Raw genomic sequence first — 22,938 nt, forward strand, 5'->3', positions numbered from 1 at the left:
TTTCCTCCTCGCTTATTTTCCTAAACAAAACTGAGCAAACAGCTGATCAATCAAGCTTTCATGGACCGTATCACCAATGATTTCGCCAAGCAACTCCCATGCCCGGCGCAAATCGATTTGGACGAGATCAACCGGCATGCCGGCGTCAATGCCGGCCAAGGCATCCTCGATCGCTGTTTTCGCCTGCTCGAGCAAGGCGATATGGCGAGAGTTTGAAACGTACGTCAAATCGCCGGCTTCCAGCTCACCCCCAAAAAACAGGTCAGCAATCGCCTTCTCCAGTTCATCAATTCCTTGTTCATGCAACAGGGATGTCCCCACGACCGGCCGGCCGGCCGCCAGCTCCTTGACCCGCTCCATATCGATCCGCCGGGGCAAATCGGTTTTATTCACAATGACGATGGCGTCCATTCCCTCGATCATGGCAAACAGCCGCTCGTCCTCTTCCGTCAGCGGTTCATGATAATTCAAAACGAGCAAAATTAAGTCGGCCCGCTTCAACATTTGCTGCGAGCGCTCGACGCCGATCCGTTCGACGACATCTTCGGTTTCGCGGATGCCAGCCGTATCGATCAAGCGAAGCGGTACGCCCCGGACGTTGACATATTCCTCGATGACGTCGCGCGTCGTCCCCGGAATATCGGTGACGATCGCCCGATTTTCATGGGCGAGCGCATTCAAAAGCGACGATTTGCCGACGTTCGGCCGCCCGATGATGACCGTTGCCAGCCCTTCGCGCAATATTTTTCCTTGCGCGGCGGTCGACAGCAGCTTTTCAATTTGCCCGCGCACATATTCCGCCTTTTCCCGCAAAAGGCGCGGCGTCATTTCTTCGACATCATCGTATTCCGGATAATCGATATTGACTTCAACATGTGCCAGCGTCTCCAAAATCGTCTGCCGCAACTCGCGAATCAATTTTGACAGGCGCCCTTCCATTTGCTGTAGGGCGACGTTCATCGCCCGGTCGGTTTTGGCGCGGATCAGGTCGATGACTGCCTCAGCTTGAGATAAATCGATGCGCCCATTTAAAAACGCCCGCTTCGTAAACTCCCCCGGCTCGGCGAGCCGCGCCCCGTTTGCCAGCACGAGCTGCAGCACCCGATTGACGGAAACAAACCCGCCATGGCAGTTGATCTCGACCACGTCCTCGCGCGTAAACGTCTTCGGTGCGCGCATAACTGATACCATTACTTCTTCAACGACCCGTCCGCTTTTCGGATCGATGATATGCCCGTAGTGGATCGTGTGTGATGGAACGTCTTTGAGCCGCTTTCCGCTCGGGCTGCGGAAAAGCCGGTCAGCGATCTCAACCGCTTGATCTCCGCTCAACCGAACGATGGCAATCGCCCCTTCGCCCATCGGCGTCGAAATGGCGGCGATCGTATCAAATTCCGTCAAAGCTGTTCACCTCTCTTTGCTCCGTTTTCTCTATATCCACAGCCCGTTTTGGCCGCTTTTTTTCCTTGTGCATATTCACTTAGTTCAATTTTAACTTATCCACATGTGAATAACAATACGGCGCGCTCAACGCGGTTGTTGAAAAATATAAGCGGCGGCCGTCAAAAAAAAGTTGGTGGAAACTAGTGATTGCTTCACAATCATCTGGACGGATAGGCAAAAAAGACCGTTGCTGCGCTGTTTCCCCATTTGAAGAAGCTCTTGCTGGAGCGTTTCCCCCATTTCCATCGCCAATCTTCCAGGCGGCGCCAATACCGTAAAAAAGAGGCCGCCTCTCTACAGTTTAGCGAGGCGCCTCTTTTTTCGGCGACATTTTGCCTGTTTTCGGAGCGACGACAATCGAACGGTGCGGATCAACGCCAACGGAATAGGTCAAGACGTGCTTGTTGTCAGCCAGCGCTGCATGGATGATCTTCCGTTCATGCGCCGGCAACGGCTCCAACCTTACTTCTTTTCCCGTCTTCACCGCCCGGGCGGCCAGCTTGTGCGCCAGTTCGATCAGCGCCTTTTCCCTTCGTTCGCGGTAATTTTCGACATCGACGGCAATCGACACGTATTCGTCAGCATGGCGGTTGGCGACGAGCTGCGCCAAAAACTGAAGAGCGTTTAACGTTTGCCCGTGCTTGCCGATCAATAGACCGACCGGCCCCCCGTGCACATGAAGCGTCACCTGCTTGCCGCGGCGGACGGCTTCGATGCTTGCCCCTTCCGCCCCCATTTGCGCGATGACTTGCTGCAAAAAGCGAACCGTCTCCTCAACCGGGTCGATTTTCAGCACGGCTTTCACAACCGCCGGCCGGCCGCCAAACAAGCCAAACCAACCTCTTTTCCCTTCATCGAGCACAACAATAACCGCACGCTCTCGAGGCACGCCAAGCTGCGCGAGCGCCAACTGCACCGCCTCTTCGACTGTCCGGGCAGTCGCGGTCACTTCTTTCACTTTTTCGCTCCTCCTGAATGGGCGGCAATCTCCGGCCCTTTAATGAGATACGTTTGCACAATGGAGAAAATATTTCCGACGACCCAGTAAAGCGACAAAGCAGCTGGGAAGTTGATCGCGAAAATGACGATCATAATCGGCATCATCCAAAGCATCATCGCCATTTGTGGATTTTGCTGAGCGGAGCCGGCCATCATGATTTTCTGCTGGATGAACGTCGTCACGCCGGCAATGACCGGCAAAATGTAGTACGGGTCTTTTTCGCCAAGGTCAAACCATAAAAAATTATGTTGGGCAATTTCTCTCGTCCGCATGATGGCATGGTAAAATCCAATTAAAATCGGCATCTGGATCAAAATCGGGAAGCAGCCGGCCATTGGGTTGACGCCGTGCTTTTGGAATAAGAGCATCATCTCTTGCTGGAGCTTTTGTTGAGTTTGCGCGTCTTTTGAGCTGTATTTTTTGCGGAGCGCTTCAATTTCCGGCTGAAGCGCTTGCATCGCCTTCGCGTTGCGCGTCTGTTGAATCATCAGCGGCAAAATCAATAAGCGGATCAAAATGGTGACGACAATGATGGACAACCCAAAGCTTCCGCCGAGCAGCCCGGCGACATATTTGATCAGCCAAGAAAGCGGATAAACGATATACTCGTTCCAAAACCCCTTGCTTTCCGGGGTGATCGGTTTGTGAATTTCCGTGCATCCGGCCAGCACAGCCGCTAACGCACCGAACAAAATGATGAATCTGATTCGCCTTTTCACCTTCTTTTTCCTCCCACATATACAAGTTCACGTATGTATTTTACCATTTTTTTTGCCGCGTGGAGCATTTTTTCAAGCCGAATGCGACGGTTGGCCTCCTTTTTTCAGCCCTCCGGATTTCCGGAGCACATGGATTAAACTTTTTTTTACTTCCGCATAATTCATCTCCGCCACCGGCTGCCTAGCGATAACGACATAGTCTTTGCCAGGGGCAATCTCCTCTTTCAATTCGAGGAAGCATTGGCGGATGTAGCGCTTGATTCGATTTCGGACGACAGCCTTGCCAAGTTTTTTGCTGACAGACAGCCCGATGCGAAAATAAGGCTGCTCCGGGCGGTCAAGCGTGTAGATGACAAACTGGCGGTTGGCCGTTGAAGCGCCCCTCTGAAACACTTCCTGGAACTCTTCGTTTTTCTTGATCCGATACTTTTTTTTCATTCTCCCCAAACACTCCATTTGCCTAATTTCCCGGCGGCAAAATATTGAGAAAAAAGACCACTGAAACTTCAGTGGCCTATTATGCAGACAAAACTTTTCTTCCTTTGCGGCGGCGGCGCGCCAACACTTTTCTGCCGTTTCTCGTGCTCATGCGCGCGCGGAATCCGTGCACTTTGCTTCGTTTCCGTCTATTCGGTTGATACGTCCGTTTCATCTATGACACCTCCCTAGGGAATAACAGTTACGGGCAGTCTTTCTCATTATATTGAACAATCTTAGCAAATGTCAACCGCCTCTTCGTTTTTCCAACTCTGATCAGCGCTGTGGATAAATTTTTTCTCCCTATCAACAATCCACAACATTTATCGACATTTTTTTCACATGTTCAATGGTGTGGATAATGATTTTTTCACATCCCGTCCATTTTGTGGATAATCAAAAAAATCCCGTTGCAACAAGCCGCTTTATTTGCTATTATTATTGTGTTTTCACTATGGATAATTATGTGGATAAGAGGAGTCTATCCACATTTTGTGGATAGATTGTGGATAGTTTTTTCACAACGCGTTAATAATGTTACCCACAGATGGTGGATTTTGTCGAAAAGCTTCTTTATTTCCTTAATATGCTTTTTCCACAAACTTATTTTTTTAAACAAACGATCATCCTCTGACTTAAGGGAGGGGCAACGGGTGGAAAATATCCATGACTTATGGGATCGCGTGCTCGCGGAGATTGAACAAAAAATCAGCAAGCCGAGCTTTGAAACTTGGCTCAAGTCAACAAAAGCCCACTCTTTACGAGGTGACACGCTCGTCATCGTAGCCCCGAACGAGTTTGCTAGAGATTGGCTTGATTCTCGCTACTCTCATTTGATTGCGGAAACGATCTACACCATCACGGGCGAAGAATTGGCCGTCAAGTTTATCATTCCGCCAAATCAGGATGATGAAGAACTAGAGTTCCAGTCATCTAAGAAAAAGCAACGGAAACCGTATGAAGAGACAAACGATTTCCCACAAAGCATGTTAAATCCGAAATACACGTTCGATACGTTTGTCATCGGCTCCGGCAACCGGTTCGCCCATGCCGCTTCACTGGCGGTCGCTGAGGCTCCGGCCAAAGCATACAACCCCTTGTTTATCTATGGCGGCGTCGGACTTGGAAAAACACACTTAATGCACGCGATCGGCCATTACGTGATTGAACATAACCCATCGGCGAAAGTGGTCTATTTATCTTCAGAGAAATTTACGAATGAGTTTATTAACGCCATCCGAGACAACCGCCCTGACGACTTTCGCAACAAGTATCGGAACGTTGACGTCCTACTGATCGATGATATTCAGTTTTTGGCCGGAAAAGAACAAACGCAAGAAGAATTTTTCCATACGTTTAATACGCTGCACGAGGAGAGCAAGCAAATCGTCATCTCAAGCGATCGACCGCCGAAAGAAATCCCAACACTCGAAGACCGCTTGCGTTCGCGCTTTGAGTGGGGGCTCATCACCGACATTACGCCGCCTGATTTGGAGACGCGGATCGCTATCCTCCGCAAAAAGGCGAAGGCGGAGGGGTTTGACATTCCAAACGAGGTAATGCTTTATATCGCCAATCAAATTGACTCGAACATCCGCGAGCTTGAGGGCGCTCTCATTCGCGTCGTCGCTTATTCGTCGCTCATCAACAAAGAGATCACCGCTGACTTGGCAGCAGAGGCATTGAAAGACATCATCCCGAGCGCAAAGCCGAAGGTAATCACGATTCAAGACATTCAGCGCGTTGTTGGACAGCATTTCAACATCAAGATGGAAGATTTTAAAGCGAAAAAGCGAACAAAATCGGTCGCGTTCCCTCGGCAAATTGCCATGTATCTCTCCCGCGAACTGACCGACTGTTCGTTGCCGAAAATCGGCGATGAATTTGGGGGACGCGATCATACAACCGTCATCCACGCCCATGAAAAAATATCAAAGCTTTTGCAAACCGATACGCAGCTGCAAAGGCATATACAAGAGATTCAAGAAAAGCTGAAGCAACTGTGAACAACTGTCTCGGTTTTATGCACAGCTTATCCACATGTGGACAGGCTGTGCTTGCTTCGCTTTTTTTGTTTATCCACATACTAACAAGCCATACGACTAGTACTACGGTTTTTGTTTTTATATTTTTATAATTTATTTCCGACGATCTAAAGAAACGGGGAGGAACAGCAACGTGAACATTTCCATTGACCGCGAAGCGTTGGCCAAGAGCGTCCAAGACGTGATGAAAGCCGTATCGACAAGAACGACGATTCCGATTTTGACCGGAATCAAACTAACAGCAACCGCCTCGGGAGTAACGCTGACCGGAAGCGATTCCGACATTTCAATTGAATCGTTTATTCCGCTTGAAAAAGAAGGCAAGTTGCTCGTTGACGTGAAAAGACCGGGGAGCATCGTACTGCAGGCGCGCTTTTTCTCTGAAATCGTGAAAAAACTGCCGCAACAAACGGTGGAAATCGAAACGGAAGACAACTTTTTGACGATCATCCGCTCGGGGCACTCAGAATTCCGCCTCAATGGGCTAAACGCCGACGAATATCCGCGCCTGCCGCAAATTGAAGAAGAAAACGTGTTTCAAATCCCGGCTGATTTATTGAAAACCGTGATTCGGCAAACGGTGTTCGCCGTTTCTACATCGGAAACGCGCCCAATCTTGACAGGTGTCAACTGGAAAGTTGAACATGGCGAGCTTGTCTGCACAGCGACCGACAGTCATCGCTTAGCCATGCGCAAAGTGAAAATTGAGTCGGAAAATGAAGTATCATACAACGTCGTCATCCCTGGAAAAAGTCTTAATGAGCTCAGCAAAATTTTGGATGACGGCAACCACCCGGTGGACATCGTCATGACAGCCAATCAAGTGCTATTTAAGGCCGAGCACCTTCTCTTCTTTTCCCGGCTGCTTGACGGCAACTATCCGGAGACGGCCCGCTTGATTCCAACAGAAAGCAAAACGACCATGATCGTCAATACAAAAGAGTTTTTGCAGGCAATCGACCGAGCGTCCTTGCTTGCTCGAGAAGGAAGGAACAACGTTGTGAAACTAACGACGCTTCCTGGAGGAATGCTCGAAATTTCTTCGATTTCTCCGGAGATCGGGAAAGTGACGGAGCAGCTGCAAACGGAGTCTCTTGAAGGGGAAGAGTTGAACATTTCGTTCAGCGCGAAATATATGATGGACGCGTTGCGGGCGCTTGATGGAACAGACATTCAAATCAGCTTCACTGGGGCCATGCGGCCGTTCCTGTTGCGCCCGCTTCATACCGATTCGATGCTTCAGCTCATTTTGCCGGTGAGAACATATTGACCCACCGCCCTCCTATTGGCGAAAACCATTCAGCTTCAAGGGCAAAAGCCGCCCGACAACGCTGCTTTTTCTCAAGTCCGATGAGAAGGCGGGCAACATCTATGCCCATCCTTCCCATCGGCTTTCTTTGCGAGTGGGCGGATTTTTCGGTAAAATAAAAGAATAGGCAGTTTGAAGGAAAGCGAGCGATGACACGGATGGAACAACGGGTGACGATTACAACGGAAACGATTACGCTGGGGCAGCTTTTGAAACTTGTGCGATTGATCGATACTGGCGGTGCGGCCAAATGGTTTTTGCAGGAACATCACGTGCTTGTCAATGGAGAACGGGAAAACCGGCGCGGGCGAAAGCTGAGAGACGGCGACCGGATCGACATTGAACCGTTTGGCACGTTCGTCGTCGTAAAAGCGGAGTAGGTGAAGGTTCGGTGTTTTTGACCAACTTAACGTTGACGAATTACCGGAATTATGAGTATGAAACGCTGAATTTTGGTGAGGGCGTGAACGTCATCTTAGGAGAAAATGCCCAAGGAAAGACGAACATGATGGAGGCCATTTATGTTTTGGCTATGGCGAAGTCGCACCGCACGTCCAACGATAAAGACCTTATCCGTTGGAATGAAGAGTATGCTAAAATAGAAGGAAGAGCGGAAAAACGAAGCGGGTCGTTAACGCTTGAGTTGCTTATTTCAAAAAAAGGAAAAAAAGCAAGATGCAACCATATTGAACAGCAGCGGCTCAGCCAATACGTCGGCCATTTGAATGTCGTCATGTTTGCTCCCGAAGACTTGAATTTAGTCAAGGGAAGTCCGCAAGTGCGGCGCCGATTTGTCGATATGGAAATCGGGCAAGTGTCGCCTGTGTATATACATGATTTGAGCCAATACCAAAAGCTGCTGCAACAACGCAATCATTACTTAAAAATGATGCAGGCGCGCGAGCGGAGCGATGAGGCGGTTCTTGATGTGTTAACTGAGCAGCTTGTATTGCTGGCGGCCAAAATTACGCTGCGGCGCCGCCAGTTTTTGTCGCTGCTTGAGCAATGGGCGATGCCAATCCACTATGAAATCAGCCGCGGCGCCGAACAGCTTTGCATCCGATACGAACCGTCGGTCGACGTATCAGAAAAGGCGGAATTGTCGAGAATAGTAGAAGCATACAGTGAAACGTTCGCCGCCATGAGGGAACGGGAAGTTCAGCGGGGAACAACGCTGGTCGGCCCGCATCGTGATGACATCGCGTTTTTCGTGAATGGAAAAAACGTGCAAACTTTCGGTTCCCAGGGGCAACAACGTACAACCGCGCTAGCGGTCAAGCTGGCAGAACTTGAGCTCATCTTTTCCGAGTTAGGCGATTACCCCATTTTATTGCTGGATGATGTGTTGTCAGAACTTGATGACTTTCGGCAAACCCACCTCCTTGATGCCATCCGGAAAAAAGTGCAAACTTTTGTCACAACAACAAGCATTGACGGCATTAAGCACGATATCATTCAAGAAGCGGCTATTTATCGAGTCCATTCTGGTTCGGTAACCGCTCCTTCTTGACCGCGAGACCGTTGAACGTTTGCAAAGAAAGCGTAGGTGATCAGGCATGACAATGGAACAACGGGTTGAGCAGACGTACGATGCAAGCCAAATCCAAGTGCTTGAAGGCCTTGAAGCGGTCCGCAAGCGCCCGGGGATGTACATCGGCTCGACGGGGCCGAAAGGACTGCACCATCTCGTTTGGGAAATCGTCGACAACAGCATCGACGAGGCGTTGGCGGGCTATTGCACAAACATCGATGTGACGATCGGCAAAGACAACAGCATCACCGTCGCCGACAACGGGCGTGGCATTCCGGTTGACATTCACGAGGCGACCGGGCGTCCCGCCGTCGAAGTCATTATGACCGTCCTTCATGCCGGTGGGAAATTTGGCGGAGGGGGCTATAAAGTGTCCGGCGGCTTGCACGGCGTTGGCGCTTCGGTCGTCAACGCCTTATCGGAATGGCTCGAAGTTTACGTCTATCGGGATGGAAAAATCCATTACCAGCGGTACGAGCGCGGAGAACCGTGCACCGACTTGCAAGTCATCGGCGAGACAGACCGGACCGGAACGACGACCCGTTTTAAGCCGGACCCGGAAATTTTCACTGAGACGACCGAATTTGACTATGAAACGCTGGCCACTCGGTTGCGTGAGCTCGCCTTTCTAAATCGCGGCTTAAAAATCACGCTGACGGACGAACGGGTTGACAGCCGAAAAAACGAATATGTTTACGAAGGCGGCATTCGTTCATACGTCCGTCATTTGAACCGAACACGAGAAGTGCTGCACGAAGAGCCAATTTATATCGCTGGCGAGCGTGACGGCATTGCCGTAGAAATCGCCTTGCAGTACAACGACGGCTATACGAGCAATATTTATTCGTTTGTCAACAACATTCATACGCATGAAGGCGGCACACATGAATCTGGCTTTAAAATGGCGCTGACGCGCATTATCAATGATTACGCTCGCAAGCAGCAAATTTTTAAAGAAAACGACACGAATTTGACTGGCGAAGATGTGCGCGAAGGGCTGACGGCCATCGTGTCGATCAAGCATCCATCGCCGCAGTTTGAAGGGCAAACGAAAACGAAGCTCGGCAACAGCGATGCGCGCACGGTGACCGACGCTGTCTTTTCCGAACAATTTGAAACGTTTTTGCTTGAAAATCCGACGATTGCCCGAAAAATCGTCGAAAAAGGCATGATGGCGGCGCGGGCGCGGCTGGCGGCGAAAAAAGCGCGCGAACTGACGCGGCGCAAAAGTGCGCTTGAAATTTCCAATTTGCCGGGCAAACTGGCTGACTGTTCGTCAAGAGACCCGTCGATCAGCGAGCTGTATGTCGTCGAGGGCGATTCGGCCGGCGGCTCCGCGAAACAAGGGCGCGACCGCCATTTCCAAGCGATTTTGCCGCTGCGCGGGAAAATCCTTAACGTGGAAAAAGCGCGCTTGGACAAAATTTTGTCGAACAATGAGGTGCGGGCGATTATTACCGCCCTTGGCACGGGCATTGGCGAAGAGTTTGACATCTCAAAGGCGCGTTACCATAAGGTCATCATCATGACCGACGCCGATGTTGACGGGGCCCATATTCGCACGCTTCTTTTAACATTTTTTTACCGTTATATGCGGGAATTGATTGAACACGGCTACATTTATATCGCTCAGCCGCCGCTGTATAAAATCGAGCAGGGAAAACAGGTGCGTTATGCTTACAACGACCGCCAGCTTGAGAAAATCCTTGCTGAGCTGCCGGACCAGCCAAAACCGACGATTCAACGCTATAAAGGACTGGGCGAAATGAATCCGGAGCAACTTTGGGAAACGACGATGAATCCGGAAACGAGAACGTTGCTGCAAGTGAGCTTGCAAGACGCCATTGACGCAGATGAAACGTTTGAAATTTTAATGGGCGATAAAGTTGAGCCGCGCCGCCAGTTCATCGAAGAAAATGCCCGTTATGTGAAAAACTTGGACATTTAGGATAAAAAAAGAGGGAATCAGCCGCCCTCCTCGCTTCACCTTGCCGACGGGGACACCCGGCGCGCGAGCGAAGCGGCGCCCGCCGTCCGTCCGCGTCCGCCTGGCCGGGCGGTCCGGACTGGAGGAGGTTTCAAAGGGAGGTTTGAACGAATGGCAGAACACGAACAACCGCGCATCCGCGAAGTGAACATCAGCCAGGAAATGCGTTCTTCGTTTCTTGACTATGCGATGAGCGTCATCGTTTCGCGCGCCCTGCCGGACGTGCGCGACGGGCTGAAGCCGGTGCATCGCCGCATTTTATATGCCATGCACGACCTCGGCATGACTGCCGATAAACCGTATAAAAAGTCGGCTCGCATCGTCGGCGAAGTGATCGGGAAATATCATCCGCACGGGGATGCCGCCGTGTATGACACGATGGTGCGCATGGCGCAAGATTTCAACTACCGCTACATGCTTGTCGACGGACATGGCAACTTCGGATCGATTGACGGCGACGCGGCAGCAGCGATGCGCTACACGGAAGCGCGCATGTCGAAAATCGCCATGGAGCTTTTGCGCGATATCAACAAAGACACGATTGACTATCAAGACAACTATGACGGTTCGGAAAAAGAACCGGTCGTGCTGCCGTCCCGGTTTCCTAATTTGCTTGTCAACGGTTCATCCGGCATCGCTGTCGGAATGGCGACGAACATTCCGCCGCACCAGCTTGGCGAAGTGATTGATGCCTTGTTGGCATTAAGCCAAAATCCGGAGATGACGGTTGCCGATTTGATGGAATACATCCCAGGACCTGACTTTCCAACCGCTGGACAAATTATCGGCCGCAGCGGCATCCGCAAGGCGTACGAAACGGGTCGCGGCTCCATTACATTGCGCGCCAAGGCCGAAATCGAGCAGCAGCCAAACGGCAAGGAAACGATCATTGTGACCGAGCTACCTTACCAAGTAAACAAGGCGAAACTGATCGAGCGGATCGCCGAACTTGTGCGCGACAAAAAAATTGACGGCATCACCGACTTGCGCGACGAGTCGGATCGGAGCGGCATGCGCATCGTTATCGAAGTGCGGCGCGATGCCAACGCGAAGGTTGTGTTGAACAATTTGTACAAACATACGGCATTGCAAACGAGTTTTGGCATCAACATGCTTGCTTTGGTAAACGGCGAGCCGAAAGTGCTGAACTTAAAAGAGTGTTTGGAGCATTATTTAAACCATCAAAAAACCGTCATCCGCCGGCGGACGGCGTTTGAGCTGAAAAAAGCCGAGGCGCGTGCTCACATTCTGGAAGGGTTGCGCATCGCCCTTGACCATTTGGATGAAGTGATCGACCTCATCCGCCGCTCACAGACAACGGAGGCGGCGCGCGAAGGGCTGATGGCGCGGTTCTCACTCAGTGAACGGCAAGCGCAGGCGATTTTGGATATGCGCCTGCAACGGTTAACCGGCCTTGAGCGGGAAAAAATCGAACAAGAATACCAAGACCTTGTCCGTCTGATCGCAGAACTGAGAGGCGTATTGGCCGACGAAGAGAAAGTATTGCAAATCATTCGCGATGAACTGAGCGAAATTAAGGAGCGGTTCAACGATGAGCGGCGCACGGAAATCGTTTCAGGAGCCGTTGAGCAGTTCGATGACGAGGATTTAATTCCGCAAGAGCATGTCGTCATCACGCTTACTCATAAAGGCTACATCAAGCGCTTGCCTTTATCGACGTACCGGAGCCAAAAACGCGGCGGACGGGGCGTGCAAGGCATGCATACGGCGGAAGACGATTTTGTCGAACATTTGCTCATTACGTCGACTCATGACACCGTGCTGTTTTTCACGAATAAAGGGAAAGTATATCAGGCAAAAGGCTACGAGATTCCGGAATTCGGCCGCACAGCCAAAGGGCTGCCGATCATCAACTTGCTTGAGCTCGATAAAGATGAGTGGATCAACGCCATGATTCCGATTGAAAGCGAGTTTAGCGATGAACGCTACCTCGTGTTTGCGACAAAGCAAGGAATTGCCAAACGTTCCCCGCTTTCAGCGTTCGCCCATATTCGCAACAACGGGCTTATCGCCATCCATTTGCGCGAAGGGGATGAACTGATTTCTGTCCGGCTGACGGATGGCAAAAAGCATTTGATCATCGGTACGAAAAACGGCATGCTCATCCGTTTTCCGGAAACCGACGTGCGGGCGATGGGCCGCAGCGCGACTGGAGTCAAAGCGATCACGCTTGATGACGGGGATGAAGTAGTTGGCATGGAAATTTTAGAAGACCATCATGATGTGCTTGTCGTCACGAAAAAAGGGTTCGGCAAGCGCACTCCGGCCTCGGAATACCGCGTGCAAAGCCGCGGGGGCAAAGGATTGAAAACGTGCAACGTCACGGATAAAAACGGTCCTGTCGTTGCGGTGACAACCGTCGTCGGCAATGAAGACGTCATGGTGATCACGACCGGCGGCGTGCTCATTCGCATTGCCGTCAGCGATATTTCTCGGACGGGAAGAATCGCCCAAGGCGTTAAGCTCATTCGCCTCTCTGGCGAAGATGGGCATGAGTGCGTCGCTACGGTGGCGAAAGTGCCTGAGGAAGAAAGGGACGAGGAATAAAGAAGAAGATCATTCAGCCTAACGGAAACGGCGCTTCGCCTATAGGCGCGGGGCGTCGTTTTTCTGTTTCAAAAGCCTGCCATCGCGGCCAAAATCATGTTACGATAGAAATACAGAGAAAAAAAGACAAAGGGGGCACTAATCGATGGTCCGTGTGAAACGCTCCCAGCTTCGCGAAGGATGCGTGCTCGCTGAAGATGTGCTCGGCAAGACGAAACGTCCAATTATACCGAAAAACACCGTGATCACGAAACCGTTGCTACTCGTACTTGAAAAATTCCTCGTTGAGGAAGTGGACGTTGAACCATTGCTTGCTAACGGTGAACCATTTCCCAACGTCGATTCCGCATCAACGGCGGTTGCCAAACAGCCGATGGCCTTCTACTTAGAGGCGGTCCAACGATACAAAACATGGTTTCAATCGTGGCAAGCCGGTTTGCCGGTTGATATCGGCGAAATCAGAGGGGTCATCATTTCGCTTTTTGAACGAATGGCGGGCCAAAAACGGGAGTTGCTTATGTTGCATCATTACGCAACAAAGGACGAATATTTGCACCATCATGCCGTCAGCGTCGGGCTGCTCGCGGGCTTTTTGGCCATGCAGCTTGGATACAGCGAAGGGGAATGCCACCAAATCGCCCTTGCCGGTGTGCTAGCAGACTGTGGCATGGCGAAAGTAAGTAAGAGAATTTTGACAAATCCGTCGGCGCTCACTGAAGCCGAGTTCAATGAAGTAAAGCAGCACCCTGTCTTCAGCTACCGCATGGTGCAAAAAATCCCTGCGCTAAACCATGGGGCAAAACTTGCTGTGTTGCAACATCATGAACGAAATGACGGCAGCGGCTACCCGCTCGGAGTAAAAGCAGAAAGAATTCACCCTTACAGCCAGATCGTTGCCGTCGCTGATGTCTACCATGCCATGACTTCAGAACGGTTATACCGTCGCAAACAGTCGCCGTTTCGGGCCATTGAAACGATGCAAAGGGAGCAGTTCGGCAAACTGAGTACAGAAGCTGTCGCCGCGCTGGTGAACAATCTCATCGGCCTACAAACAGGAGCCGTCGTCAAACTCTCCAACGGCGAAATGGCTGAAGTTATGTTTATTCCTTCGGACGAGCCAGCCCGGCCGATCGTCAAGATCATCGAAACCGGACAGTTGCTGTCACTAAGCGTTCAGCGGGACATATATATCGAGGAAATGGTGCAAGGTTGATCAGTGTCAGTTCCAAAAAATACTATTGCCTAAACAACATCCACATGATACAATCAACATTGCTTGTGACGGTAAAGAAATAAAAAAGTTGTTGACTTTTCGTTGTCCATGGGTTATTATTTAATAGCTGTCATCATTAAGGGACAGCGAAAAAGCTCCTTGAAAACTAAACAAAACGCAAGCGTCATAAGAAAAGCTGAGGCTCGCGGGTCGCCGCGATGGGCAAATGTTCTTCGCCTGCAGGGATTTACAATCCCGAAGGCGAAGGTTATTTGACCCCGAGAGGCGGCGGGCCGAAGCTGGACAATCCGAAAAGCCAATCAACTTTCTTTGGAGAGTTTGATCCTGGCTCAGGACGAACGCTGGCGGCGTGCCTAATACATGCAAGTCGAGCGGACCAAATCGGAGCTTGCTCTGGTTTGGTCAGCGGCGGACGGGTGAGTAACACGTGGGCAACCTGCCCGCAAGACCGGGATAACTCCGGGAAACCGGAGCTAATACCGGATAACACCGAAGACCGCATGGTCTTTGGTTGAAAGGCGGCCTTTGGCTGTCACTTGCGGATGGGCCCGCGGCGCATTAGCTAGTTGGTGAGGTAACGGCTCACCAAGGCGACGATGCGTAGCCGGCCTGAGAGGGTGACCGGCCACACTGGGACTGAGACACGGCCCAGACTCCTACGGGAGGCAGCAGTAGGGAATCTTCCGCAATGGGCGAAAGCCTGACGGAGCGACGCCGCGTGAGCGAAGAAGGCCTTCGGGTCGTAAAGCTCTGTTGTGAGGGACGAAGGAGCGCCGTTCGAAGAGGGCGGCGCGGTGACGGTACCTCACGAGGAAGCCCCGGCTAACTACGTGCCAGCAGCCGCGGTAATACGTAGGGGGCGAGCGTTGTCCGGAATTATTGGGCGTAAAGCGCGCGCAGGCGGTTCCTTAAGTCTGATGTGAAAGCCCACGGCTCAACCGTGGAGGGTCATTGGAAACTGGGGGACTTGAGTGCAGGAGAGGAGAGCGGAATTCCACGTGTAGCGGTGAAATGCGTAGAGATGTGGAGGAACACCAGTGGCGAAGGCGGCTCTCTGGCCTGCAACTGACGCTGAGGCGCGAAAGCGTGGGGAGCAAACAGGATTAGATACCCTGGTAGTCCACGCCGTAAACGATGAGTGCTAAGTGTTAGAGGGGTCACACCCTTTAGTGCTGCAGCTAACGCGATAAGCACTCCGCCTGGGGAGTACGGCCGCAAGGCTGAAACTCAAAGGAATTGACGGGGGCCCGCACAAGCGGTGGAGCATGTGGTTTAATTCGAAGCAACGCGAAGAACCTTACCAGGTCTTGACATCCCCTGACAACCCAAGAGATTGGGCGTTCCCCCTTCGGGGGGACAGGGTGACAGGTGGTGCATGGTTGTCGTCAGCTCGTGTCGTGAGATGTTGGGTTAAGTCCCGCAACGAGCGCAACCCTCGCCTCTAGTTGCCAGCACGAAGGTGGGCACTCTAGAGGGACTGCCGGCGACAAGTCGGAGGAAGGTGGGGATGACGTCAAATCATCATGCCCCTTATGACCTGGGCTACACACGTGCTACAATGGGCGGTACAAAGGGCTGCGAACCCGCGAGGGGGAGCGAATCCCAAAAAGCCGCTCTCAGTTCGGATTGCAGGCTGCAACTCGCCTGCATGAAGCCGGAATCGCTAGTAATCGCGGATCAGCATGCCGCGGTGAATACGTTCCCGGGCCTTGTACACACCGCCCGTCACACCACGAGAGCTTGCAACACCCGAAGTCGGTGAGGTAACCCTTACGGGAGCCAGCCGCCGAAGGTGGGGCAAGTGATTGGGGTGAAGTCGTAACAAGGTAGCCGTACCGGAAGGTGCGGCTGGATCACCTCCTTTCTAAGGATGTTATTGACAAAATCGAATGGTTTGATTATAATGACGCTTGCTGTTTTGTTTGGTTTTGAGGGAATTGGTTATTCTCTCGGTTGTTTTGCGCCTGCGTCTGCGAGTGATTCAGCGGAGCTGGATTCCTCGGCGCAAGGCCGCAAAGAAGCTGACTCAAGGCAGCAGCCTTGTTTCGTTTTGAGGGAACTTATTGTTCCTTGCAATGTGTATATGGGCCTATAGCTCAGCTGGTCAGAGCGCACGCCTGATAAGCGTGAGGTCGGTGGTTCAAGTCCACTTAGGCCCATTGGATGGGGTCTTAGCTCAGCTGGGAGAGCGCCTGCTTTGCAAGCAGGAGGTCATCGGTTCGATCCCGATAGGCTCCACCATATCAAGGTAAGAGGTTTCAACGTAGTTGCTTTGCGTCTGCGTCTACAAGCGGATTCGGAGAAGCCGAATTTCTCGACGCAAACCAGCGAAGAAGCGAATTCAAAGGAGCTACTTTGCGTCTGTGCCTGCGTCTGCTAGCAGGTTCAGGGAAGCAAGATTCCTCGGCACAAGACTGCAGAGAAGCAAATTCAAGAAGCAGTCTCGTTCCTTGAAAACTAGATAACCGATAAAGCAAAGGAAGAAGCCGAGAGCGCAATAGGTTAAGCTGGAAAGGGCGCACGGTGGATGCCTTGGCACTAGGAGCCGATGAAGGACGGGGCAAACGCCGAAACGCTTCGGGGAGCTGTAAGCAAGCGTTGATCCGGAGATGTCCGAATGGGGGAACCCACTGTCCGTAATGGGGCAGTATCCATGCCTGAATCCATAGGGCATGGAGGGCACACCCGGGGAACTGAAACATCTTAGTACCCGGAGGAGAAGAAAGCAACCGCGATTCCCTGAGTAGCGGCGAGCGAAACGGGAACAGCCCAAACCAAGAGGCATGTCCTCTTGGGGTTGTAGGACCGCTCACGATGGGAGTGAGAAAGGGACGGGGTAGACGAACCGGTCTGGAACGGCCGGCCAGAGAAGGTGAGAGCCCTGTAGTCGAAACTTCGTTCCCTCCCGAGCGGATCCTGAGTACGGCGGGACACGAGGAATCCCGTCGGAAGCAGGGAGGACCATCTCCCAAGGCTAAATACTCCCTAGTGACCGATAGTGCACCAGTACCGTGAGGGAAAGGTGAAAAGCACCCCGGGAGGGGAGTGAAAGAGAACCTGAAACCGTGTGCCTACAAGTAGTCAGAGCCCGTTGATGGGTGATGGCGTGCCTTTTGTAGAATGAACCGGCGAGTGACGATGGCGTGCGAGGTTAAGCCGAAGAGGCGGAGCCGCAGCGAAAGCGAGTCTGAACAGGGCGTGTGAGTACGTCGTCGTCGACCCGAAACCAGGTGATCTACCCATGTCCAGGGTGAAGGCCGGGTAACACCGGCTGGAGGCCCGAACCCACGCACGTTGAAAAGTGCGGGGATGAGGTGTGGGTAGGGGTGAAATGCCAATCGAACTTGGAGATAGCTGGTTCTCCCCGAAATAGCTTTAGGGCTAGCCTCGGGTTTGAGAGTGTTGGAGGTAGAGCACTGATTGGGCTAGGGGCCCCAAACGGGTTACCGAACCCAGTCAAACTCCGAATGCCAACGACTTATGCCCGGGAGTCAGACTGCGAGTGATAAGATCCGTGGTCGAGAGGGGAACAGCCCAGACCGCCAGCTAAGGCCCCGAAGTGCACGTTCAGTGGAAAAGGATGTGGAGTTGCCGAGACAACCAGGATGTTGGCTTAGAAGCAGCCACCATTTAAAGAGTGCGTAATAGCTCACTGGTCGAGTGACTCTGCGCCGAAAATGTACCGGGGCTAAACGTGCCGCCGAAGCTGCGGGATGACCGTTGGTCATCGGTAGGGGAGCGTTCTAAGGGCAGAGAAGCCAGACCGGAAGGACTGGTGGAGCGCTTAGAAGTGAGAATGCCGGTATGAGTAGCGAAAACAGAGGTGAGAATCCTCTGCGCCGAAAGCCTAAGGGTTCCTGAGGAAGGTTCGTCCGCTCAGGGTTAGTCGGGACCTAAGCCGAGGCCGAAAGGCGTAGGTGATGGACAACAGGTTGAGATTCCTGTACCACCTTCTTCCCGTTTGAGCGATGGGGGGACGCAGGAGGATAGGGCGAGCAGGCGGCTGGAAGAGCCTGTCCAAGCCGTGAGGCTGATCCGCAGGCAAATCCGCGGATCATAAGGCCAAGCGGTGACGGCGACGGAGTAATCCGGAAGTCCCCGATTTCACACTGCCAAGAAAAGCCTCTAGCGAGGGAAGAGGTGCCCGTACCGCAAACCGACACAGGTAGGCGAGGAGAGAATCCTAAGGCGCGCGGGAGAACTCTCGTTAAGGAACTCGGCAAAATGACCCCGTAACTTCGGGAGAAGGGGTGCTCTTTGGGGTGAAGAGCCCTGAAGAGCCGCAGTGAAAAGGCCCAAGCGACTGTTTATCAAAAACACAGGTCTCTGCGAAGCCGAAAGGCGACGTATAGGGGCTGACACCTGCCCGGTGCTGGAAGGTTAAGGGGAGCGCTTAGCGGAAGCGAAGGTGCGAACCGAAGCCCCAGTAAACGGCGGCCGTAACTATAACGGTCCTAAGGTAGCGAAATTCCTTGTCGGGTAAGTTCCGACCCGCACGAAAGGTGTAACGACTTGGGCGCTGTCTCAACGAGAGACCCGGTGAAATTATACTACCTGTGAAGATGCAGGTTACCCGCGACAGGACGGAAAGACCCCGTGGAGCTTTACTGCAGCCTGATATGGAATTTTGGTATCGCTTGTACAGGATAGGTGGGAGCCTGGGAAGCCGGAGCGCCAGCTTCGGTGGAGGCGACGGTGGGATACCACCCTGGCGGTATTGAAATTCTAACCCGCACCCCTTAGCGGGGTGGGAGACAGTGTCAGGTGGGCAGTTTGACTGGGGCGGTCGCCTCCCAAAAGGTAACGGAGGCGCCCAAAGGTTCCCTCAGAATGGTTGGAAATCATTCGGAGAGTGCAAAGGCACAAGGGAGCTTGACTGCGAGACGGACAGGTCGAGCAGGGACGAAAGTCGGGCTTAGTGATCCGGTGGTTCCGCATGGAAGGGCCATCGCTCAACGGATAAAAGCTACCCCGGGGATAACAGGCTGATCTCCCCCAAGAGTCCACATCGACGGGGAGGTTTGGCACCTCGATGTCGGCTCATCGCATCCTGGGGCTGTAGTCGGTCCCAAGGGTTGGGCTGTTCGCCCATTAAAGCGGTACGCGAGCTGGGTTCAGAACGTCGTGAGACAGTTCGGTCCCTATCCGTCGCGGGCGGAGGAAATTTGAGAGGAGCTGTCCTTAGTACGAGAGGACCGGGATGGACGCACCGCTGGTGTACCAGTTGTCCCGCCAGGGGCACCGCTGGGTAGCTATGTGCGGACGGGATAAGCGCTGAAAGCATCTAAGCGTGAAGCCCCCCTCAAGATGAGATTTCCCACCGCGCAAAGCGGGTAAGATCCCTCGAAGATGACGAGGTCGATAGGTCCGAGGTGGAAGCGTGGCGACACGTGGAGCTGACGGATACTAATCGATCGAGGGCTTAACCTAGCAAGAAAAGTGGAGGCCGCCCGCTTATCGGCGAGGTGCGCTGGAGGGCCTGCGAGGAGGCTGTCGCCGCCGCAGCAGGACCGAAGCGTCGCGAGCCGATGGCGGCCGGAACTAGACAGCGAAAAGCGCAGGCGAGCGGGTCGCCGCGACGGGCAAATGTTCTTCGCCTGCAGGGATTTCCGATCCCGAAGGCGAAGGTTATTTGACCCCGAGCGGCGGCGAGCCGGAGCTGGACAATGCGAAAAGCGCAGGCGAGCGGCTTCTTCCTGAGCACGGTTATCTAGTTTTGAGGGAATGAACATCCTGTTGACAAATCCAACAGGATGGATATAATAATTACTGTCCAAGATGATCATCATTGCCTAGTGGCTATGGCGGAGGGGAAACACCCGTTCCCATCCCGAACACGGAAGTTAAGCCCTCCAGCGCCGATGGTAGTTGGGGCCAGCGCCCCTGCAAGAGTAGGTCGTTGCTAGGCGAAAATCCCCTGCTGTATATACAGCAGGGGATTTTTGATTTGATTCAACCCAAAAATTTCCGCATTAAGTATTCATGAAGCAGCAACGGCACTTTTTCCGCCGACACGGAGAGAAACTCAAGAATAAAAGTGTATGCCTTGCTTGGGTAAGAATGGAGAAGCTCGCTCCACCATTCCGTCTCATAGCGCGAAATCATGCTCAAGTTATACAGCAACAAGTAATGGGCGTGTATTTCTGGAAGCGAGAATGTTTTCTCTTTCTTGACTGGAATTCGGAGTGTACCGTCAAGATGGAATAAAAACGGACCTTCTCCGGCCGGCGACAGCGGCGATTCTATATGAAAATACAGAAATTCTCCTTCTTCTTTGGCGAACGAAAGCCGCTTTCCTTGTCCTTCTTCACAGAGATATTGGACAAAGCGGGACAACGACATATGGTAGTGGTCCAAAATCACTTTTGGGATGGCGAGCATCGGCGGCGAAGCAGTATGTACAACAGGCAAGGATAACGGTTTTTTTCGCCCGCTTAGAAGAAAAAACGTTTCATGCAACTCGCCAATTCGTTGCAACAGCGTGCCCATGCGAAATTTTTCCCCAGCTTCTTGTTTCACATGAAACATTTTTTCAGAAAAATGTGCGAATAAACCGTTTTTTTGTATTTTCACTTCATCATCTAAAAATTCGTAGCCCTGTTTTTTTCGTTTTCTTGCTGATACACCATGGGCCAAGACCGATGTTGATTCCGGGTAGTCGGGGTCGACAGTGAGCAGGCATGCTTTTAAGAGCTGCACCATGCCGTAAAACAAGAGAACTGGCTTGATGGACAGCGGCGCCTGCTGGGCAGCGGCGTAAAAGTTTTGCCCGTGTTCCAGATAATATAAAAATGGGTAACAGTTTGCATAACTGCGTTGGACGGCGTCATCCCGCTGCAGCTGTTGATAGCATTGCCGCAAAAATTGCTGCGCAGTATCGGCCGAGCGGAAAACAGAAAGGCGAAACAGTTGACCGTGATTTCCGAACATTTTTACCCCCCTTACATAGAATTGTCTTGAAATAACTGAAAAGTTGGACATTTTCTTGATTCCTTGACAGTAGTTTAACCAGTTGTTAAGCTACTAATAATATTTCCGGACAAGGGGGAGAAAACATGTGGGAAGCGAAATTCGCCAAGGAAGGATTGACGTTTGATGACGTTCTTCTCATCCCAGCGAAGTCGGACGTATTGCCGCGCGATGTTGATGTAACCACGAAGTTGAGCGATACGCTGCAGTTGAACATCCCGATTCTCAGCGCTGGGATGGATACGGTCACCGAAGCGGAGATGGCAATTGCGATGGCGCGTCAGGGAGGCCTTGGCATCATTCACAAAAATATGTCGATCGAACAGCAGGCCGAGCAGGTCGACAAGGTGAAACGGTCGGAACGAGGCGTCATTACGGACCCGTTTTTCCTAACGCCGGATCATCAAGTGTATGATGCAGAACACTTAATGAGTAAATATCGGATCTCGGGGGTGCCGATCGTCAACAACCCCGAGGAGCAAAAATTGGTCGGCATTATTACGAACCGTGACTTGCGTTTCATTCAAGACTATTCGATTAAAATTTCCGAGGTAATGACGAAGGAAAACTTGATCACTGCTCCGGTGGGGACAACGTTGGAGGAAGCAGAGAAAATTTTGCAGCGACACAAGGTCGAAAAACTGCCTCTTGTTGATGAAAACGGTGTGCTGAAGGGATTAATTACGATCAAGGATATTGAAAAGGTCATTGAGTTCCCGAATTCGGCGAAAGATGCGAAAGGGAGGCTGATTGTCGGGGCGGCCGTCGGGGTGACGGCGGACACGATGATTCGCGTCAAAAAGCTTGTTGAGGCAGGGGTTGATGTCATTGTCGTTGACACGGCGCACGGCCATTCGAAAGGCGTCCTAGAGACGGTGGCCAACATCCGACGCCAATACCCGGACTTGAACATCATCGCCGGCAATGTCGCGACAGCTGAAGGGACGCGCGACTTGATTGAGGCTGGGGCGAACATTATTAAAGTCGGAATCGGTCCGGGGTCCATCTGCACGACCCGGGTTGTCGCCGGGGTTGGTGTGCCGCAAATTACGGCGATCTACGACTGTGCGACTGAGGCGCGCAAACATGGCGTCCCGGTCATCGCTGACGGCGGGATCAAATATTCCGGCGACATTGTGAAGGCGATCGCGGCTGGGGCGCATGCGGTTATGCTCGGCAGCTTGCTTGCTGGTGTTTCCGAAAGCCCGGGTGAGACGGAAATTTACCAAGGCCGCCGCTTTAAGGTGTACCGGGGCATGGGATCGGTCGCAGCCATGGAGCGCGGCAGCAAAGACCGCTATTTTCAAGAAGATGCGAAAAAGTTTGTCCCGGAAGGCATCGAGGGACGCGTTCCATACAAAGGGCCGCTTGCCGACACGATTTATCAGCTTGTCGGTGGGTTGCGCGCCGGCATGGGCTATTGTGGAACCCGCAATTTGGAAGAGCTGCGCGAAAAAACGCAGTTTATCCGCATGACGAGCGCGGGGCTTCGTGAAAGCCATCCGCATGACGTGCAAATTACGAAAGAAGCGCCGAACTACTCTGCTTTTTGATCGGAGTTGCGCCGATCGGCTCAACTTTGACGGAGACATGTCCTCCGTCTATTTTTTTGGCCGACGGTATGTTACAATAACGGTTGTGTGAGGAGGGTGTCAT

The 22,938-nt window shown here is 52.3% G+C and carries 14 protein-coding genes, 2 tRNA genes and 3 rRNA genes; 13 read left to right on the forward strand and 6 right to left on the reverse strand.

Translation table 11 applies throughout. The features are described 5' to 3' along the window. Positions 1-12: 12 nt before the first annotated feature. The 5 genes from mnmE to rpmH form a co-directional block, all read right to left on the reverse strand. Entirely contained in the window at positions 13-1,401 is a 1,389-nt protein-coding gene (gene mnmE, locus GT3570_RS17130) for a tRNA uridine-5-carboxymethylaminomethyl(34) synthesis GTPase MnmE (RefSeq protein WP_011232957.1), read from the reverse strand. Between the two features lie 343 nt (positions 1,402-1,744). After that, entirely contained in the window at positions 1,745-2,401 is a 657-nt protein-coding gene (gene jag / locus GT3570_RS17140; protein ID WP_011232958.1) for an RNA-binding cell elongation regulator Jag/EloR, read from the reverse strand. Then, the gene (spoIIIJ, locus tag GT3570_RS17145; RefSeq protein WP_011232959.1) at positions 2,398-3,162 is read right to left on the reverse strand and encodes a YidC family membrane integrase SpoIIIJ; all 765 of its coding nucleotides are present in this window, start codon (positions 3,160-3,162) and stop codon (positions 2,398-2,400) included. The genes jag and spoIIIJ overlap by 4 nt, the downstream gene beginning before the upstream one ends. Before the next feature lie 72 nt (positions 3,163-3,234). Further along, positions 3,235-3,600 (reverse strand): ribonuclease P protein component, encoded by a 366-nt coding sequence (gene rnpA, locus GT3570_RS17150; RefSeq protein WP_011232960.1) that lies wholly within the window; start codon positions 3,598-3,600, stop codon positions 3,235-3,237. A 79-nt stretch (positions 3,601-3,679) separates the two neighbouring features. Continuing rightward, positions 3,680-3,814 (reverse strand): 50S ribosomal protein L34, encoded by a 135-nt coding sequence (rpmH, locus tag GT3570_RS17155; RefSeq protein ID WP_003253900.1) that lies wholly within the window; start codon positions 3,812-3,814, stop codon positions 3,680-3,682. Positions 3,815-4,292: 478 nt separating this feature from the next. On the opposite strand from rpmH, the gene dnaA reads away from it, so the two are divergent. From dnaA to rrf, 12 genes are all read left to right on the forward strand, one after another. Continuing rightward, the gene (gene dnaA / locus GT3570_RS17160; protein WP_011229517.1) at positions 4,293-5,645 is read left to right on the forward strand and encodes a chromosomal replication initiator protein DnaA; all 1,353 of its coding nucleotides are present in this window, start codon (positions 4,293-4,295) and stop codon (positions 5,643-5,645) included. 172 nt (positions 5,646-5,817) lie between these two features. Continuing rightward, positions 5,818-6,954 (forward strand): DNA polymerase III subunit beta, encoded by a 1,137-nt coding sequence (gene dnaN, locus GT3570_RS17165; RefSeq protein ID WP_011229518.1) that lies wholly within the window; start codon positions 5,818-5,820, stop codon positions 6,952-6,954. A 188-nt stretch (positions 6,955-7,142) separates the two neighbouring features. Further along, positions 7,143-7,373 (forward strand): S4 domain-containing protein YaaA, encoded by a 231-nt coding sequence (gene yaaA / locus GT3570_RS17170; RefSeq protein WP_012820418.1) that lies wholly within the window; start codon positions 7,143-7,145, stop codon positions 7,371-7,373. An 11-nt stretch (positions 7,374-7,384) separates the two neighbouring features. After that, a complete protein-coding gene (recF, locus tag GT3570_RS17175; RefSeq protein ID WP_011229520.1) occupies positions 7,385-8,503 on the forward strand; it encodes a DNA replication/repair protein RecF in 1,119 nt (372 codons plus the stop codon). Positions 8,504-8,549: 46 nt separating this feature from the next. After that, complete coding sequence (gyrB, locus tag GT3570_RS17180; protein WP_014194553.1) at positions 8,550-10,472, forward strand: DNA topoisomerase (ATP-hydrolyzing) subunit B; 1,923 nt, start codon at positions 8,550-8,552, stop codon at positions 10,470-10,472. 150 nt (positions 10,473-10,622) lie between these two features. Beyond that, positions 10,623-13,079, forward strand: a complete 2,457-nt coding sequence (gyrA, locus tag GT3570_RS17185) for a DNA gyrase subunit A (protein WP_011229522.1) — start codon at positions 10,623-10,625, stop codon at positions 13,077-13,079. 145 nt (positions 13,080-13,224) lie between these two features. Next, complete coding sequence (locus GT3570_RS17190) at positions 13,225-14,292, forward strand: HD-GYP domain-containing protein (RefSeq protein ID WP_014194554.1); 1,068 nt, start codon at positions 13,225-13,227, stop codon at positions 14,290-14,292. 327 nt (positions 14,293-14,619) lie between these two features. After that, a 16S ribosomal RNA gene (locus tag GT3570_RS17195) occupies positions 14,620-16,177 on the forward strand. A gap of 221 nt (positions 16,178-16,398) precedes the next feature. Then, positions 16,399-16,472, forward strand: a tRNA-Ile gene (locus GT3570_RS17200). A gap of 6 nt (positions 16,473-16,478) precedes the next feature. Beyond that, positions 16,479-16,554 (forward strand) — tRNA-Ala (locus GT3570_RS17205). 259 nt (positions 16,555-16,813) lie between these two features. After that, positions 16,814-19,743: ribosomal RNA gene (locus tag GT3570_RS17210) — 23S ribosomal RNA — on the forward strand. Positions 19,744-20,104: 361 nt separating this feature from the next. Further along, positions 20,105-20,221: ribosomal RNA gene (rrf, locus tag GT3570_RS17215) — 5S ribosomal RNA — on the forward strand. Together the 16S, 23S and 5S rRNA genes with 2 tRNA genes alongside form the textbook arrangement of a ribosomal RNA operon. Before the next feature lie 44 nt (positions 20,222-20,265). Here rrf and GT3570_RS17220 read toward each other — a convergent pair. Beyond that, entirely contained in the window at positions 20,266-21,243 is a 978-nt protein-coding gene (locus GT3570_RS17220) for a YaaC family protein (RefSeq protein ID WP_012820422.1), read from the reverse strand. 125 nt (positions 21,244-21,368) lie between these two features. Between GT3570_RS17220 and guaB the strand changes: the two genes are divergently transcribed. Next, positions 21,369-22,835 (forward strand): IMP dehydrogenase, encoded by a 1,467-nt coding sequence (gene guaB / locus GT3570_RS17225; RefSeq protein WP_033024488.1) that lies wholly within the window; start codon positions 21,369-21,371, stop codon positions 22,833-22,835. Positions 22,836-22,938 lie beyond the last annotated feature (103 nt).

It is taken from the genome of Geobacillus thermoleovorans, assembly GCF_001610955.1.
In the GTDB taxonomy this organism is placed as follows: domain Bacteria; phylum Bacillota; class Bacilli; order Bacillales; family Anoxybacillaceae; genus Geobacillus; species Geobacillus thermoleovorans.

What these genes read in the sequence shown, in the direction of transcription:
- rnpA (WP_011232960.1), bottom strand. Translation starts at nt 3,600, where the DNA reads ATGAAAAAAAAGTATCGGATCAAGAAAAACGAAGAGTTCCAGGAAGTG.
- rpmH (WP_003253900.1), bottom strand. Translation starts at nt 3,814, where the DNA reads ATGAAACGGACGTATCAACCGAATAGACGGAAACGAAGCAAAGTGCAC.
- yaaA (WP_012820418.1), top strand. Translation starts at nt 7,143, where the DNA reads ATGACACGGATGGAACAACGGGTGACGATTACAACGGAAACGATTACG.
- gyrB (WP_014194553.1), top strand. Translation starts at nt 8,550, where the DNA reads ATGACAATGGAACAACGGGTTGAGCAGACGTACGATGCAAGCCAAATC.
- gyrA (WP_011229522.1), top strand. Translation starts at nt 10,623, where the DNA reads ATGGCAGAACACGAACAACCGCGCATCCGCGAAGTGAACATCAGCCAG.
- GT3570_RS17190 (WP_014194554.1), top strand. Translation starts at nt 13,225, where the DNA reads ATGGTCCGTGTGAAACGCTCCCAGCTTCGCGAAGGATGCGTGCTCGCT.
- GT3570_RS17220 (WP_012820422.1), bottom strand. Translation starts at nt 21,243, where the DNA reads ATGTTCGGAAATCACGGTCAACTGTTTCGCCTTTCTGTTTTCCGCTCG.
- guaB (WP_033024488.1), top strand. Translation starts at nt 21,369, where the DNA reads ATGTGGGAAGCGAAATTCGCCAAGGAAGGATTGACGTTTGATGACGTT.